13 protein-coding genes and 2 riboswitches are annotated in these 15,800 nt (G+C 37.2%); of the genes, 6 read left to right on the forward strand and 7 right to left on the reverse strand.

Annotated elements, in window-relative coordinates:
• The first annotated feature begins 173 nt into the window (after positions 1-173).
• A riboswitch (cyclic di-AMP (ydaO/yuaA leader) is annotated at positions 174-320 on the forward strand.
• Positions 321-499: 179 nt separating this feature from the next.
• The 3 genes from FH508_RS01240 to FH508_RS01250 all read left to right on the forward strand — a co-directional run bounded on the left by FH508_RS01240 (position 500) and on the right by FH508_RS01250 (position 4,652).
• Positions 500-2,323 carry an APC family permease gene (locus tag FH508_RS01240; protein WP_139859694.1) on the forward strand — a complete coding sequence of 608 codons (1,824 nt, stop codon included), beginning with the start codon at positions 500-502 and terminating at the stop codon, positions 2,321-2,323.
• A gap of 217 nt (positions 2,324-2,540) precedes the next feature.
• A riboswitch (purine riboswitch) is annotated at positions 2,541-2,642 on the forward strand.
• 133 nt (positions 2,643-2,775) lie between these two features.
• Positions 2,776-3,360, forward strand: coding sequence for a xanthine phosphoribosyltransferase (locus FH508_RS01245; RefSeq protein WP_173478827.1), 585 nt, complete (start codon positions 2,776-2,778; stop codon positions 3,358-3,360).
• Positions 3,360-4,652 (forward strand): nucleobase:cation symporter-2 family protein, encoded by a 1,293-nt coding sequence (locus FH508_RS01250; protein WP_173478826.1) that lies wholly within the window; start codon positions 3,360-3,362, stop codon positions 4,650-4,652. Before FH508_RS01245 ends, FH508_RS01250 begins: the two co-directional genes overlap by 1 nt.
• A 258-nt stretch (positions 4,653-4,910) precedes the next feature.
• On the opposite strand, the gene FH508_RS01255 is transcribed toward FH508_RS01250, so the two are convergent.
• From FH508_RS01255 to FH508_RS01275, 5 genes are all read right to left on the reverse strand, one after another.
• On the reverse strand, positions 4,911-5,729 hold the full coding sequence (locus FH508_RS01255) for an ABC transporter ATP-binding protein (RefSeq protein ID WP_173478825.1): 819 nt from the start codon (positions 5,727-5,729) through the stop codon (positions 4,911-4,913).
• Between the two features lies 1 nt (position 5,730).
• Positions 5,731-6,762 carry a FecCD family ABC transporter permease gene (locus tag FH508_RS01260; RefSeq protein ID WP_173478824.1) on the reverse strand — a complete coding sequence of 344 codons (1,032 nt, stop codon included), beginning with the start codon at positions 6,760-6,762 and terminating at the stop codon, positions 5,731-5,733.
• Positions 6,759-7,754: a FecCD family ABC transporter permease gene (locus tag FH508_RS01265; protein ID WP_370635733.1), complete on the reverse strand. Its 996-nt coding sequence runs from the start codon at positions 7,752-7,754 to the stop codon at positions 6,759-6,761. Before FH508_RS01265 ends, FH508_RS01260 begins: the two co-directional genes overlap by 4 nt.
• Positions 7,755-7,791: 37 nt before the next feature.
• The gene (locus FH508_RS01270; protein WP_173478822.1) at positions 7,792-8,856 is read right to left on the reverse strand and encodes an iron-siderophore ABC transporter substrate-binding protein; all 1,065 of its coding nucleotides are present in this window, start codon (positions 8,854-8,856) and stop codon (positions 7,792-7,794) included.
• A 429-nt stretch (positions 8,857-9,285) separates the two neighbouring features.
• Positions 9,286-10,668 carry an aminotransferase-like domain-containing protein gene (locus FH508_RS01275; protein ID WP_139859543.1) on the reverse strand — a complete coding sequence of 461 codons (1,383 nt, stop codon included), beginning with the start codon at positions 10,666-10,668 and terminating at the stop codon, positions 9,286-9,288.
• A gap of 125 nt (positions 10,669-10,793) precedes the next feature.
• Between FH508_RS01275 and FH508_RS01280 the strand changes: the two genes are divergently transcribed.
• The 3 genes from FH508_RS01280 to FH508_RS01290 all read left to right on the forward strand — a co-directional run bounded on the left by FH508_RS01280 (position 10,794) and on the right by FH508_RS01290 (position 13,498).
• Complete coding sequence (locus FH508_RS01280; RefSeq protein WP_139859545.1) at positions 10,794-11,693, forward strand: DMT family transporter; 900 nt, start codon at positions 10,794-10,796, stop codon at positions 11,691-11,693.
• Positions 11,694-11,724: 31 nt separating this feature from the next.
• Positions 11,725-12,573, forward strand: a complete 849-nt coding sequence (dat, locus tag FH508_RS01285) for a D-amino-acid transaminase (protein ID WP_139859547.1) — start codon at positions 11,725-11,727, stop codon at positions 12,571-12,573.
• Between the two features lie 352 nt (positions 12,574-12,925).
• On the forward strand, positions 12,926-13,498 hold the full coding sequence (locus FH508_RS01290) for a YitT family protein (RefSeq protein ID WP_139859549.1): 573 nt from the start codon (positions 12,926-12,928) through the stop codon (positions 13,496-13,498).
• 49 nt (positions 13,499-13,547) lie between these two features.
• On the opposite strand, the gene FH508_RS01295 is transcribed toward FH508_RS01290, so the two are convergent.
• Both FH508_RS01295 and FH508_RS01300 read right to left on the reverse strand, forming a co-directional pair.
• A complete protein-coding gene (locus FH508_RS01295) occupies positions 13,548-14,423 on the reverse strand; it encodes a DMT family transporter (protein WP_139859551.1) in 876 nt (291 codons plus the stop codon).
• Positions 14,424-14,530: 107 nt separating this feature from the next.
• On the reverse strand, positions 14,531-15,688 hold the full coding sequence (locus FH508_RS01300) for a PucR family transcriptional regulator (RefSeq protein ID WP_173478821.1): 1,158 nt from the start codon (positions 15,686-15,688) through the stop codon (positions 14,531-14,533).
• Between the last annotated feature and the right edge of the window lie 112 nt (positions 15,689-15,800).

Below are 15,800 nucleotides of genomic sequence, written 5' to 3' on the forward strand. Positions count from 1 at the left end.
GCGAAATCGCCTGTAAAACAGCGAAAATCGCCGATAAACCACGCCGAATCGCCGATAAACCACTGATATAAGCTTGTCCATGAGGATATAAAAAAATTTACGAAAAAGTGGGCAATATCTTCTTTACTTTTTTTATTTCCAGGCGTAATATGACATCATTATAAAAGTTTCAAATTTCTAAATCGCTGAAGCAATTAAACGCGGGGGACCCAATTTTGATGGATTGTGTAAACAATTCTTGGGGTGAATCTCTTTTTGAAGAGTAGGGCTACTCAGGCCCGAATCCGACAGCTAACCTCGTAAGCGTTAAGAGCAGAAAAGTTGGAGCTTGTCAGACGTTAGAGCGTCTACAAGTCGTATTTAGTGATGACTTGTAGACGTTTTTTTTGATGGCATTCTATACAAAAAAGCCCCAGTAAATAGAAAGAGACCGATTATGCGAAGGTGTAATCGATTTAGAAATGCGAAACACACTCTATGAATCTAGAAGGTGTAAAGGATGAAAAATTCATTCAAACGTTATGTTATCGGTAAACCATTGAAATCCGATGCATTGGGGGAACAAAAGCTAAGTAAAACAAAAGCATTGGCTATATTATCATCTGATGCTTTATCATCAGTAGCATACGGTCCAGAGCAAATTTTAATTGTACTCATGACTGTTAGTACGGTTGCCTTTTGGTATTCGTTACCGATTGCAGCAGGGGTAGTGGTGCTGCTTGTGGCACTCACTTTATCGTATCGACAAGTTATTTTCGCTTATCCACACGGTGGTGGGGCATATGTCGTGTCCCGCGAAAATTTAGGTGTGAATGCAGGACTTGTAGCGGGTGGTTCATTACTCGTTGATTATATTTTAACTGTGGCAGTTAGTGTATCGGCAGGGACAGATGCTATTACTTCAGCATTCCCAAGTTTACATGCCTATAACGTTCCAATTGCTGTGTTTTTTGTTATTTGTTTAACGATATTAAATTTACGTGGGGTTACTGAATCAGCTTCTATTTTAGCGTATCCAGTTTATTTATTTGTCGTTGTCATGTTATTGCTTATCGGCATGGGGATCTATAATGTAGCAACGGGGCAAGTGCCAGCAGATTTACACCCTAAAATTGGGACGCCTGTTGCGGGCATTAGTTTGTTTTTATTATTAAAGGCATTTGCCTCAGGAAGCTCAGCATTAACAGGTGTAGAGGCAATATCAAATGCCATTCCAAATTTCAAAAGTCCTGCACCCGTTAATGCAGCGAAAACGCTATTAGCGATGGGGAGTATTTTAGCAGTACTGTTTATTGGGATTGTCAGTCTAGCTTATTACTACGGAGTCGCTCCGAATGCCCAAGCAACGGTTGTCTCTCAAATTGCTGAAGCGAGTGTTGGACGTAATGTATTTTATTATATTGTGCAAGGAACAACAGCGATGATTTTAGTGCTCGCTGCGAATACAGGTTATTCTGCCTTTCCGTTACTGGCAGTCAATTTATCGAAAGACGGCTTTATTCCAAGAATATTTCAAATTCGTGGCGATCGACTTGGCTATTCCAATGGGATTATGATGCTCGGGCTAGCAGCTATTGTGCTTATTATTTTGTTTGATGGTACAACAGAGCAGTTAATTCCACTCTATGCTGTAGGTGTATTTATACCATTTACATTAGCGCAATCTGGCATGATGCGGAAATGGTGGCGTGAAAAACCTAATGGCTGGGGAGTGAAATTTGTTATCAATACAATAGGGGCAGTTATTTCCTTTGTAGTGGCAATGATGTTTTTTGTCACAAAGCTACCCCAAGTATGGCCTGTATTTATCTTTTTACCGCTTATTATTTGGATGTTCCATCGCATTAAGCATCATTACAATGCAGTGGGGGAACAATTACGACTTAATGGTGAAGCATTACCGAAAGTAGAGGGAAATGTCTTTGTCGTACCTGTTGCGGGAATCACAAAAGTGGTGGAAAATTCACTGCATTATGCACAATCTTTAAATGTTGATAAAATAATTGCCTTTTATGTAGCATTCGATCAAGCAGATGCAAAAGCCTTTGAGGACAAATGGAAGGCGTGGCAGCCAGATGTGCGACTTGTCACTTACTATTCGCCATATCGTAGCATCACGCAGCCTTTGAAAAAGTTTATTGATAAGGTGGAGCATCAATATGCGAAAACTGACTACCAAGTAACAGTTGTTATTCCGCAGTTTTTACCGAAGAAAGGTTGGCAGCATATGCTACACAATCAATCGAGTCTATTAATTCGAACATCGCTGTTATTTCACAAAAATGTCGTCATTATGACTGTACCTTTCCATTTATCGAAATAATGACTAGCAAGGTCTAAAATAGTCTGATATAATCAGAGCATTGATTGAAAACACGAACGTTTACGCCAAAAAAATGCGTAAATACCATTAAATTCCGAAAATTCAAACTTTGTTCAGTAGTAGATATAAGCATCTGCCGAATGAAGTGCAGCACCAGCTTATTATGCATATTCATATTGAAATTATAAAAATGGATATTTATAATAAGGAAGTTCGTACAGCTTAATACTATTTCACTCATATAATAGCGAGAATATGGCTCGTAAGTTTCTACCGATTTACCGTAAATAAATCGACTATGGGTAGCATTGTTTTAGAGAATTCATACTTGTGATGATGTTTTCTATTTATTTCGACGTTTATGCGCTGAATGCCTTGCTCCACTCGTAGATGAATGGAATCAAAGTATTTAGCGCTCTTTTTATTATTATAAGAAAGAAGGAAAAATAGCAATGAAGTTATTACACGACAAAATTAAGCAGGAAGGTAAAGTATTATCTTCGTCTGTATTAAAAGTTGACACTTTTTTAAACCACCAAATTGATCCACTACTTATGAAAGAGATTGGACATGAGTTTGCAAATCGCTTCTCTGATGACATTATTACGAAAGTATTAACTATTGAGTCTTCAGGCATTGCGCCATCTGTATTTCTAGGACTTGAAATCGGGGCACCAGTCGTATTTGCACGTAAACGTAAATCTTTAACATTATCAGACAATCTGTATTCTTCAAAAGTACATTCTTTCACAAAAAACGAAACAAATGAAATTTCAGTATCTTGTAATTTCTTAAATAAAGATGACAATATTTTAATCGTTGACGATTTCTTAGCAAATGGTGAAGCGGTAAAAGGCTTACTTGATATTGCAGCACAAGCAGGCGCAAATGTCATTGGTGTCGGCATTGTTATTGAGAAAGGCTTCCAAGATGGCGGTAAATTATTACGTGAGCAAGGTATTCGTGTAGAATCATTAGCAATTGTGGATTCTTTAGAAGACGGTAAAGTAACGTTTGCCACGGAGGATCGTGCATAATGAATGCCTTTAAGTCAACTACGCTAGCTATTCAACATTTACTTGCGATGTATGCAGGTGCTATTTTAGTACCGCTTATTATCGGTGGGGCTTTAGGTTTTGATTCAAAGCAAATGACTTATTTAGTAGCAATTGACATAATGATGTGTGGTATCGCAACATTACTTCAAGTGTATTCAGGCAAATTTATCGGTATCGGTTTACCAGTAGTTCTAGGCTGTACTTTTACAGCAGTTAGTCCAATTATTGCAATTGGGACAAACCCTGAACAAGGCATTACAGATATTTATGGTTCTATCATTGCATCAGGTTTAATTGTAATGGTTATCGCAGGCTTCTTCGGAAAGCTTGTGAAATTTTTCCCACCAGTTGTAACAGGTTCTGTCGTATCAATTATTGGTATTTCTTTATTACCAGTTGCATTAAATAATATGGCGGGTGGCCAAGGTGCAGCAGATTTCGCATCTGGTTCAAATGTTGCTTTAGCTTTTATTACATTAGTCATTATTTTAGTCGTTTATCGCTTTACAACAGGCTTTGCTCGTGCAATTTCAATTTTAATTGGATTAGTTGCAGGGACGGTATTAGGTGGATTTATGGGTAAGGTGGATTTCACGCCCGTTTCAGATGCTGGTGTCTTCCACATGGTGCAGCCATTCTATTTTGGAATGCCGACATTTGATGCAACAGCGATTCTAACAATGACGCTTGTAGCGATGGTTTCTTTAGTAGAATCTTCAGGTGTTTATTTTGCACTTAGCGATATTTGCAATAAAAAACTAGATTCAAAAGATTTAGCACGTGGTTATCGTTCAGAAGGGCTTGCTTCTGTTATCGGTGGTATTTTCAATGCCTTCCCGTACACAACATTCTCGCAAAATGTAGGGCTTACACGTATGTCTGGTGTCAAAGATCGCAAAGTCATTTACCTAACAGGTGCCTTCCTTGTAGCACTTGGCTTCTTACCAAAAATCGCAGCACTCACAACAATCATTCCAACACCAGTACTTGGTGCGGCCATGTTAGCAATGTTCGGTATGGTTATAACACAAGGTATGGGGATGCTTGTACCTGTGATGAATGAATCAGCGGAAAACGCGATGATTGCAGCGATTGCTGTCGGTCTTGGTGTAGGTGTATCAGTTGTTCCAGATATTTTCGCGTCATTACCTCCAGGTGTAGCAATCTTAACGTCTAACGGTATCGTATGTGGTTCGGTAACAGCGATTATCTTAAATATTTTATTCAACATGATTGGGCCAAAGCATAAAAATGACCCGATGCATGGGTAATAGTTAAATAACGTCCATTGAAAATGGACATCACAATGCCACCTTCTTTATCTAGTAACTTAGATTGAGAAGGTGGCATTTTTTATAAGGGGAAGGGGTGTTATACACAAGCAAGCCTTTAGAGACAAGACAAGGGAAATTGAACAGGAGTCTTATTCCCGTTCAATTTCCCTTGTCTTGAAGAATTGATGGCGTATACAGCCGCTCAATTCACTGATTGCAATTAGTATAATTGCTGTTCAGTAAGCTTGGCCTTGTTTAAAGAGCTATTTTATCCATTTGGTTGTGGTGTCGTCCAATGGGCACGACTGAAGGCGAATTTGATACAGGATCTTCGATAACCATACAGTCTAGTGCGAATATATCTTTAATTAAAGCATTTGTAATAATGTCAGATGGGGTACCTTCAGCTACTAGCATCCCTTCATGTAGGGCGAAAATATAATCTGCATAACGTGCTGATAAGTTAATATCGTGTAGCACCATGACAATCGTCGTGCCATACTTACGATTTAAATCTGTCAGTAAATCTAAAATTTCTACTTGGTACGTTATGTCTAAATACGTTGTAGGCTCATCTAAAAATAAAATATCCGTTTGCTGCGCTAATGCCATGGCAATCCATACACGCTGTCTTTGACCACCTGATAATTCATCAATATGACGGTCAGCAAATTCCGTAATGTTCATCATTTCCATTGCTTCTGCTACAGCCTCATAATCTTTTTTTGACCACCCTTTTAAAAAACTATGATGAGGGAATCTACCTCTGCCAACTAAATCCGCAACAGTAATTCCCTCTGGAACGATAGGTGATTGTGGTAATAAACCTAGTACTTTAGCAAGCTTTTTCGGAGGCATTTTTTGAATCGGTTGCCCATCTAATGTTACTTGCCCTGAAGTTGGTTTAATTAATCGTGCCATTGTTTTTAATAGCGTAGATTTACCACAACCGTTTGCACCAATAATAATACTAATTTTATTGCTAGGAATCGTTACACTCACATCTTGTAAAATTGTTTTATTTTCGTAACCAGCAGTAATTTGTTCCGCTCGAAATGTATGTGTTGGCTTCATATTATAAATCTCCTTTTCGATTGATACGAATTAATAAATAAATTAAATACGGTGCACCGATAATCCCTGTAATGACGCCAACAGGATATCTGGTATCAAATGCGAACTGACCTATTAAATCTGCGGCTAATACTAAAATAACCCCAACCAAGCCAGCAGGAACGATACTCGAAAAGCCTACACCAACAATTTTCTTGGCAATTGGACCTGCTAGAAATGCAACGAATGCAATCGGACCAGCAGCTGCTGTAGCCAGCGCAATCATTAAAACCGAGCTAAGTAAAAGCACCAATCTCGTTTTGTTCGTATCAACACCAAGTGATGTCGCAGCTTGTTCACCTAGCTCTAATATTTCTAATCTACTAGCAAAATAAATAACAATCGGTGTACAAATACAAACCGTGATGATTAACGGATAAAGGTTCTCCATTTTTGCACCATTTAAACTGCCGCTTAACCAACGCATAGCTGAAGGGATATCGTGCGTATTACCAATAACCATTAAGTAAGAAATAAAAGCATTTAACATCGCCTGAATACCGATACCAATTAAAATTAAACGACCAATTGAGAACGAGCTACTTTTCGACAATAGAAAAATAATGATAGCTGTTAAAAGTCCGCCAATGACAGATGCAATGGATACGAATGCATTGCTTGCATGCAGGACGATAATGCAAAAGACAGCAGCAGCGCTAGATCCAGCAGTAATCCCAATGACGTTAGGATTAGCCAAAGGATTTCGTAACATCGTTTGGAAAACGTATCCGCCAGCACCAAATGCAAAGCCTGCAAATAGTCCGACAATCATTCGTGGTAATCTAATTGTACCTACGGCAAAGGACGCACCTTTGACATCCTCACCTAATAGAACGGCTACAACATCCTTTAATGGATAAATTGTATTGCCAAGCATAAGCATCAAACCCATAAGTATAAGAGAAATAACTGTTAGCAAACACGTCATCAGTAGGAAACGACGTTTTCGTTTCATTCTAGAGTTGTAAATGGAAATTACTGTATCATTCATCATAATGCACGCATTTTCGCTTTCATTGTAATTAAAATTAGTAGGGGAGCTCCAATGAAGGCCGTAACAATACCTACTTCAAGCTCACTCGGACTCCCTAATAGTCTTCCGCATACATCAGCAATCGTTAAAATAATTGCCCCAGCTAGTGCAGAAAGCGGAATAACATAACGCACGTCAGGACCGATAATTAATCGAATTAAATGAGTCGCCAACAATCCGATAAACCCGATTGGTCCTGCTAACGCGGTTGCTACACCGCATAATAAAACGCCACCAAATGAAGCGAAAAGGCGGATTGTCCCAGTTTTTACACCTAAGCCAGTCGCCACTTCATCTCCTAGTGCTAGCGCATTTAATGCAGGTGCAGAGAAGATAGCTATACCAAGACCAATTATTAAAAACGGAATAAACAAGGTGATATTATCCCAACTGCCTGAACCTACACTGCCAACCTGCCAAAATCTAAATTGATCCATAACATTTGTGCGTGGAATCATAACAGCCACTACGAGCGATGATAATATGGCACTTGTAGCAGCTCCTGCTAAGACGAGCTTGATTGGTGTCGCTCCTCCACTACCAAGGGAACCAACAGTAAATACAAAAATAGCGGTAATCATTGCACCCACTATTGCCAGCCAAATATATTGATGTGCAGAACTAATATTGAAAAAGGCAATCCCGCATACTACGAATAAAGATGCCCCTGTATTTACGCCTAATATACTTGGATCCGCAATAGGATTACGCGTTACAGACTGCATTAAGGCACCTGAAACACCTAAAGCAGCACCACACATAAAGCAAAAAATCGTTCGAACAATTCTTTGTCGAACAACATTTGCCTCATGAGAAGCAACTTCTGAATGGAATAAACCATCCAGAAGTTGCGTCCAAGTAATCATCCGAGAACCAAATACAAGCGATGCAATTACACTAAGGCAAAGTAATATTGAAAGCAAAATGATAAGCTTACCAAAGTTACGTGGCATCAATACATGCTTATTTTCTGAAACGGATGTATTCATATTATTTCAGCTTTTTCGCAACATCAGAGATTAATGATAAATACTCGTCAATTGTATATTGAATTGATAGAGGGTTTGGGTTACCTGCTGCTGCTAATGGTGTATTATCAGTGATTACTACTACTGAACCGTTTTGGATTGCTGGCACTTTTCCTAAAATTGGGTCAGCTTGTAAAGCAGCTAATGTTTTATCGTCACCATAAGTGATGAAAATTTCAGCATCCTTTAAAGCATCTGCATTTTCAGCACTTAATTCAATATAGAAGCTAGATTTATCGGTAATTTGATCTTGAATACTTTGTGGATATTCCATACCTAATTCCTCTAAAAACTCCCCACGAGGATCTTCTGGTGTACAAATATAAAACTTAGAAAGGTCTGTTGCATTGAACATAGCAAATGCAGCTTTTTTACCTTTTAGTTCTGGTTTTTCACTTGCCTTTGTAGCAATTAACTTTTCTGTATCAGTAATTAATTGTTTACCTTCTTTTTCCATGCCCATACCTTTTGCATTGTATAGGATTTGGTCACGCCATGAGATTACCCAAGGAATTTCTGGGTATGCCACAACGGGTGCGATTTGACTTAATGTATCGTAGTCTTCTTGTGTAATTCCTGAATAAGCAGCTAAAATTACATCTGGATTTGAGTCAGAAATTGCCTCAAAATCTAAGCCATCAGTATCTTGGTATATATTTGGTTTTGTTTCTCCTAATTCTTTTAACTTATCAGCTGTCCATGGTAACATGCCACTATCATCTTGTACGCCATAGTTTGCGGCCGAAAAGCCCACTGGAACAACATCAAGCGCTAATGCGACATCATGGTTTGCCCATGCAATCGTTGCTACACGCTCAGGTTTTTTTTCAATCACAGTTTCCCCAAATGCATGTTTGATAACGATAGGATACTGTGTATCAGAAGTCTCTGAGTCTGATTTTTCTGTTGAATCTTTTGAATCTGTAGACGCAGTGCCAGACTCTTTATCAGCACATCCAGCTAAAGCAAAAGAAAAAACTGCTATTAATAACATTGCAAATAATGAATAAAATCGCTTTGAATTCATGTTAGAATTACACTCCTATTAAGAAAATAATTGATAATGATTATCACTATCGCTTGTAGTATATAACCAATACCTACATATTTCAATAGTTTATTTTTTTTATTCAAAATTTCGAATACTAAGCATTTTTCTTATCCTTGTATTTTAGTAGATTCTTTGTGAACTGTTGCCTTAAATATTGATTGGATAAATAGGCGATGAGCGGTTTGTAGTGTGATTATGCAGTAAGAAGAAGCAGTTAAAATCTTGAAAATAGAGGCTTTCTTATTAGAAAATAAAAGCAAAAAAACTGCGAAAAAATACGGGTGGTGTGGTGAACCGTGCAGCGCTTCAAGCTCATGCAGGTGCACCTAGCAGAAGGGAATGAATATTGGTATGGGAAAGAGCATAGTCAACCTCCCTGTATATAAAAACAGGGAGGTTCGTTTGTTATACGTTTTGATGTAAAAAGGATTTTGGTGCTTGGGGATGCTTTCTATTGTTAATTGAATCGATGCAATGAGCCAATCGTTCAATACCGTGTTTTATTTGGCTTTCATGCACTTGAGAAATACATAATCGCAAAATATTATCCTTTTTATATTCAGGTAAAAACATTCTAGAGGCATCATCCACATAGATTTGTTGCTCGTGTAACATATGAACGATTTGTTTAGCAGTTACATTTTTTGGTAAAAAGATAGAGAGATAAAAACCTGAAGTCGGCTTCGAAAAATAAGTATTAGCAGGAAGTAATAAATCACATGCTTCTTGCAGTATTTGCATTTTATTACGATATAGTTCTTTAATTTTTTTGAGATGACTATGAAACATACCATTTTTTAAATAGATTTCTAATGCACCTTGAGATAAGGCAGGGCTATTAAAATCCGAACTAAATTTATAACGTAAAAAACCGTTAACCATTCGTTCAGGCAGCACGACCGTTGCAATTCTTAAGCCAGGAAGGAAGACTTTTGAAAAGCTCTTAATATAAATTACCCTTCCTGACGGAGCAAAAGAAAACATAGGATCGGCCTTCATGTTTGGGTCAAGGTCGCCTAAAAAATCATCTTCTACGATATAAACATCGTATTTTTCTGCTAATTCCACAATTTTTTTCTTCTCGCTATTTGTATAACAGTGACCAAGCGGATTATGAAATCTTGGTATAACATAAAAGAACTTTATGTCATGATTGCGAAAAATATACTCCAAACGTTCGAGATCAATGCCTTCCATCGTTAAGTCAATACCGAAAGCAGTAACTTGATGTAAAGCAATAGATTCAATTATCCCAAAATAGCTAGGTTGTTCGATTAGAATGTTGCTTCTGCCATTTGGAAAGGGCATCGTAACAAATAAATTTAGCGCTTGCTGTGAGCCTGAAACGACAACTAATCTTTCTGGTTGGGTGAATACCTGTAAACTTTGCAAATAGCTCGCTAGTTGAACGCGTAATGAATACAGCCCTTGCTGATCTGAGTAAGTAAACAGTTCTTCTTTATAATGTTCGATAGCTTGATTCATGCAATGTTGAAAGTCAACGTAAGGCAGTGCATTTATATCGGGACCAGCAGAATAGAAATCAATAAATTTTTGCGCATGCTCGTTGGGCTGAAATTCATTGACTACATAGTAACCACTTTTAGGAATTGCATAAATCACATGCTGTTGTTCTAATTCTGCATAAGCCCTAATAACCGTATTTTTACTACAAGAAAATTGCTCAGATAAATGTCTAACCGAAGGAAGCTTACAGCCTGCGTAGAGTTTCCCTATTGCCAATTGCCCTTTTACTTCCTCGATGATTTGCATATATTTTGAACTCATCGATTCATCCCTCCTTATCTGTACCATGACAGATGGATAAAAAAGCTATTTATTTCTTATCTGTGTACCTATTAATATTTGATTATACCAGAGGCTGGTACAGATGAAGAAAGGGGAGTGGCTGCATGCAAGGGGAGAATAGAGGAAAGCTCGGTTTGCTCTTAGGATTAGTAGGTGTAATTTGCTTTAGCTTAACACTTCCTTTTACAAGTATTGCTGTAGCTTATTTTGGAGCGACTGTCGTAGGGCTAGGAAGGACTGTTATCGCTGCTATTGTAGTTGCTGTTGTTTTTATATTAAAAAAGCAACAACTTCCTACTCTTCGCCAATTTAAAAGTCTTCTAATTGTTGCTATAGGTGTCGTTTTTGCTTTTCCGCTACTTACATCTTGGGCAATGGATTCCTTGCCCGTATCCCATGGAGCTGTGGAATTAGCTTTATTACCTTTAGCTACAGCGGGATTTGCTATGTTTAGAGCAGGTGAAAAGCCATCTTTAAAATTTTGGATATCAAGTTTAATTGGCTCATTAGCTGTTATTGGATATGCCATTTATCTCGGACTCGGACAATTACAATTTGCCGACTTCGCTTTACTGGCAGCGGTTATTATACTCGGACTTAGTTACGCAGAAGGAGGCCTATTGGCAAAAGAATTAGGAAGCTGGCAAGTGATTGCATGGGCAATAATGATGGGTGCTCCATTTTTTATCATTCCAGTTGTACTCAATTTTTCAGCTGACATGCTTCATGCACCATTACAAGCTTGGTTTAGCTTTATGTATCTCGCGATTGTTAGTCAGTTTCTTGCATATGTAGCTTGGTATAGTGGAATGGCGATTGGCGGGATAGCAAGGGTAAGTCAAATTCAATATTTACAGCCGTTTTTAATGATATTATTTGCAACTGTATTTCTAGATGAAACCATTACTTGGTTCACTTTTATGATAGCGGTAATTGTTGTTATTGCTGTTTTAGTAGGAAAAAACGCGCCAGTATCCAAAAGAGGCGAAAGGTTAGACAATTAAAATGACGAGTGTAAGAAATGGAGAGACATAAATGGGCTATAGTTTATGGAACAATCGAATTGTATTAGATAAGGAAGTTATTATTGATCGAGAGGATCGTGGTTACCAATTTGGTGACGGCGTATATGAAGTAATTAAAGTTTATGATGGCATTGTGTTTACATTAAATGAACATCTTGAACGCTTTTACACAAGTGCAGAAAAAATTAAGCTAATGATTCCTTATAAAAAAGATAAATTGTTAATGTTATTACGAGAGCTTGTGCACAAAAATAATTTAGGCACAGGTCATATTTATCTTCAAATTACACGAGGGAGTGGTTCACGCCAACATCATTTCCCTCATACTATTAAGCCTGTTTTAGTAGCGAATGTTAAAGAAAATTCTCGTCCGCTAGCAAATTTTGAAAATGGAGTAAAGGCAACGATTTTAGAAGATATTCGTTGGTTACGTTGCGATATTAAAACATTGAACTTACTTGGCCCTGTATTAGCAAAACAAGAGGCATATGAAAAAGGCTGTTATGAGGCTATTTTGCATCGCAATGGAGTGGTGACAGAGGGGGCTTCTTCAAATGTTCATGGCATTTTAGATGGTGTACTCTATACACACCAAGTGGATAATATGATTTTAAATGGTATTACTCGCAACGTCTTGCTAGCGTGTGCTAAAGAAATTGGTCTGCCAGTAAAAGAACAAGCGTTTACTTTAGAGCAGTTAACTACAATGACTGAAGTTATTATTACATCTACAACATCTGAAATTACACCTGTTATTGAGATTGATGGTCATGTAGTTGGTACAGGAAAGCCAGGGGAATGGACACGAAAGCTTCAACAGCAATTTAATGCAAAAATTTCTGTGCTTGTTCGTTCGTAAACATGAAAAATTTTAATACCTAATGACAAGAAAGAGACAGTATCCTGTTATTTTGGATATTGTCTCTTTTTACGTTAAATATAGAATTTCCGCATAGCACGTCACAAGCCTGCCACCCTCTAACTTACTGTTTGTTTTGTAGCGTTCGAAGCTGCGGGCAGTACGCTCTATAACAGCTCTCGCAACTGTCTACATACATAAGTAACTTCTGAATGTCCATTGTAGAACAACTACAGTGTAATTCGGAACTCCATATGAACATAAAAGTATTTTCACATAGAGTAAAGTCTAAAACATGTTCAATTCAATTTTTTCATACTATAAGACATGCTTCGTTTTTGAGGGGGGTTGTATGTTTTTTCTGAAGAAGGGCTTGGTCATCATAATAGGTAGTATTTGTATTTCTATAGGCATTAACCTATTTTTAACACCCTATCAAATATTAGATGGGGGCGTAGTAGGGGTAGCGCTCATTTTGTACTATTTATATAAACTAAAAATTGGGCTAATGATTATATTATTAAGCATTCCGATATTTATCATCGCTTGGTTTAAATACAGAGCTTATTTTTACAATAGTGTGCATGGGTTAATTGCCTCGTCTTTTATCATTGACCTTTTGAAGCCTTTAAGAAATTTGATTCAAATCGATGCCATTTATAGTGCGATATTAGGAGGAGTATTAGTTGGTTTTGGTATCGGTTTAATGCTTCGGTATCAGACAAGCACTGGTGGGACAGATCTTGTAGCGCAATTTTTATGTGATAAAACAGGCATAAATGTTGGGGTTCTTATTTTTTTTATTGATTCAATCGTTATTGTATTAGGAGGATTTCTTTTGTCTTCAAATACATTAATTCTTTCCATTATTACCGTATTAGTAGTCGGTATTACTACAAGTATGATAACCAGCTATTCAAAATAAAAAAATAGCTTCAGTATCAACTGAAACTATTTATGCGGGAGCTTTATGGTCAGCTATTCATTATTCGTTTTTTTGGATAGGCGGGCTTCACTTCAGCAATTAAAATAGCTAGTAAAATTAATACTGCCCCTATTACCATTCGGCTTGTTAGTACTTCATGTAAAAATATTACCGATAACACCATGCCGAAAAAGGACTCTGTAGACAGGATAATGGCTGCTTTTGTTGCAGAGGTATATTGATTGGCCACGTTTTGAAATAGGTAAGCAATAGTAGTTGAAAAAATACCTAAATAAATGAGTGAATAGATAGCTTCTTTTTCAAGGGAAGCGGGAATATCACCTCGACTTACGACGACCAAAATACCTATAACGGATGCTGTAATAAATTGAATAATAGTTAAAGCGATTGCATCTTCTTTCTGTACAAAAAGGTTTGTACAAAAAATATCAAAAGCAAAGGCAACGGCACAAGCTAGAGAAAGTGCATCACCTATATTCATCGTGAAGGAACCTTGTAACGATAAACAGCCAATTCCGACAAGTGCTATAATTGAGCCGATAATTTCATAACCATCGATACGGCGTTTATAGACAGCGTAGGCAATGAGCGGAACGACAATTACATTGACAGCAGTTAAAAATGCATTTTTTGAGGGAGTTGTATATTGTAAACCAACTGTTTGAAGTGCAAAAGCAATATACAATATCGTTCCTAGTACAACGCCTTTCCAAATAACTGATTTTGTTGCTTTTTTTAATTTGTATCCAAAAATGGCAGTTAGTATAATTGATGCTAATAAAAATCTTCCTGCCATCACTTGATAAGCAGTTAAATATTCTAGTGCAATGGCTGTTATAACAAATCCACTGCCCCAAACGATAGCAGTTGTCAGTAGCATGCCATCAGCTATGTATTGTTTCATCTTTCTTCCTCCTTGCTTCATTAAGAATAGCATGAGAAGAAAGGAAATAATTTGACTTTGATTCTAAAATTTCAGGCGTTTTTTTGTACTTATTCCAAAGCTAATCTTTAATCTGCTATTTTGCTATGTAATAAGTACAATTTAACGGCTGCTGATAAACGTTCATAAAATACATAGTCATTATCTAACGGTGCTACTAATTGGCGTATTTTTGTCATGCGATAGCGTATCGTATTTGGATGGCAAAAGTGGGCTACTGCTACTTCTTTAATGTTACCCTTTTTGGAGATATACGTGATGGCAGTGTTGATTAAATCTGCATCTGCTTTTTCATCAAGTAATGGTCCAAGATAGCCATTTACATAGTTCCTAGCGAACTGTGGGTCTTTTCGATGTAATTCTAATAGTAGAATATCTGATCCAAGATGCTTGTAGTGACAAGTAGGGGTCATATCCATTTCAGCCATTATACGAGCGAAGTAAGCTTCACGCACAGCAAGGTGAAACTCAGTTTGTGTGGCATGTACTTGGCTATAACCAACAATCAGCTCGTCTGTTGAAATATTATATAATGTGAGCCATTCATTAAGAAAGTTCTCAAATTGAAACTGCTCTGATTGATTTGTCACTAAAATGAAGATGCTATTTTTATATTTACAAATAACTCCTGATTTTAATAGTGGCTCTAATTGTAAAAATGGTTGCATCCACTGGGGATTTGTTAATGACTGCATTTGTAGATTGGCTACGAATAGATATTTTTCAAACGGCTTGTTTAATTGCTGTAAAAAAGATGTAATTTGTTCATCAGAAACTTCTTCATTAATAAGACGTTTCATAATCGTTTCTAAAAAGAATGTATAATCTTGTGTCTTTGCATATGCCATCGTTTCTAAAATGATTTTTTCGAAAAATTCATCTCCCCCAAAGCGCAATATAGGGAAATGGTGTGCATTCGCTAAAGCGATCACCTCCTCGGGTAAATTATTATAAATAACAGGCTTATAGGCCAAGGCACTAGCTTTTAATTGAATAAGGCTTTCCACAGCATTTAAAAGATACTCGGGTTGTTGTTTTGCAAATAATAAACTGCTGAGAATTACACTATTTGGTGTGAATATCGTTTCGCGAACCGTTTCTATATCAGGCGAAAATTCAAAATCTAGAATTTCAACATTTTGGACAGGTTTATGTAAACCGTTGCTACCTGCAACTACTGTAAAATCCTTTGTAATAGGCAATTGCAAAAAGTTTTTTACGTTCATTAGGGAATCTAGCAACCTTTCCAGTAATTTATTATTAAGTATCGTACCATCATTTTAGGATAAATGAATATAGTTGTTGATTTTTATTTGCAATGAAAAAAATAACCGCCCA

Origin of the sequence: Lysinibacillus sp. CD3-6 (assembly GCF_006351725.2) — a bacterium.
Classification (GTDB): domain Bacteria; phylum Bacillota; class Bacilli; order Bacillales_A; family Planococcaceae; genus Lysinibacillus.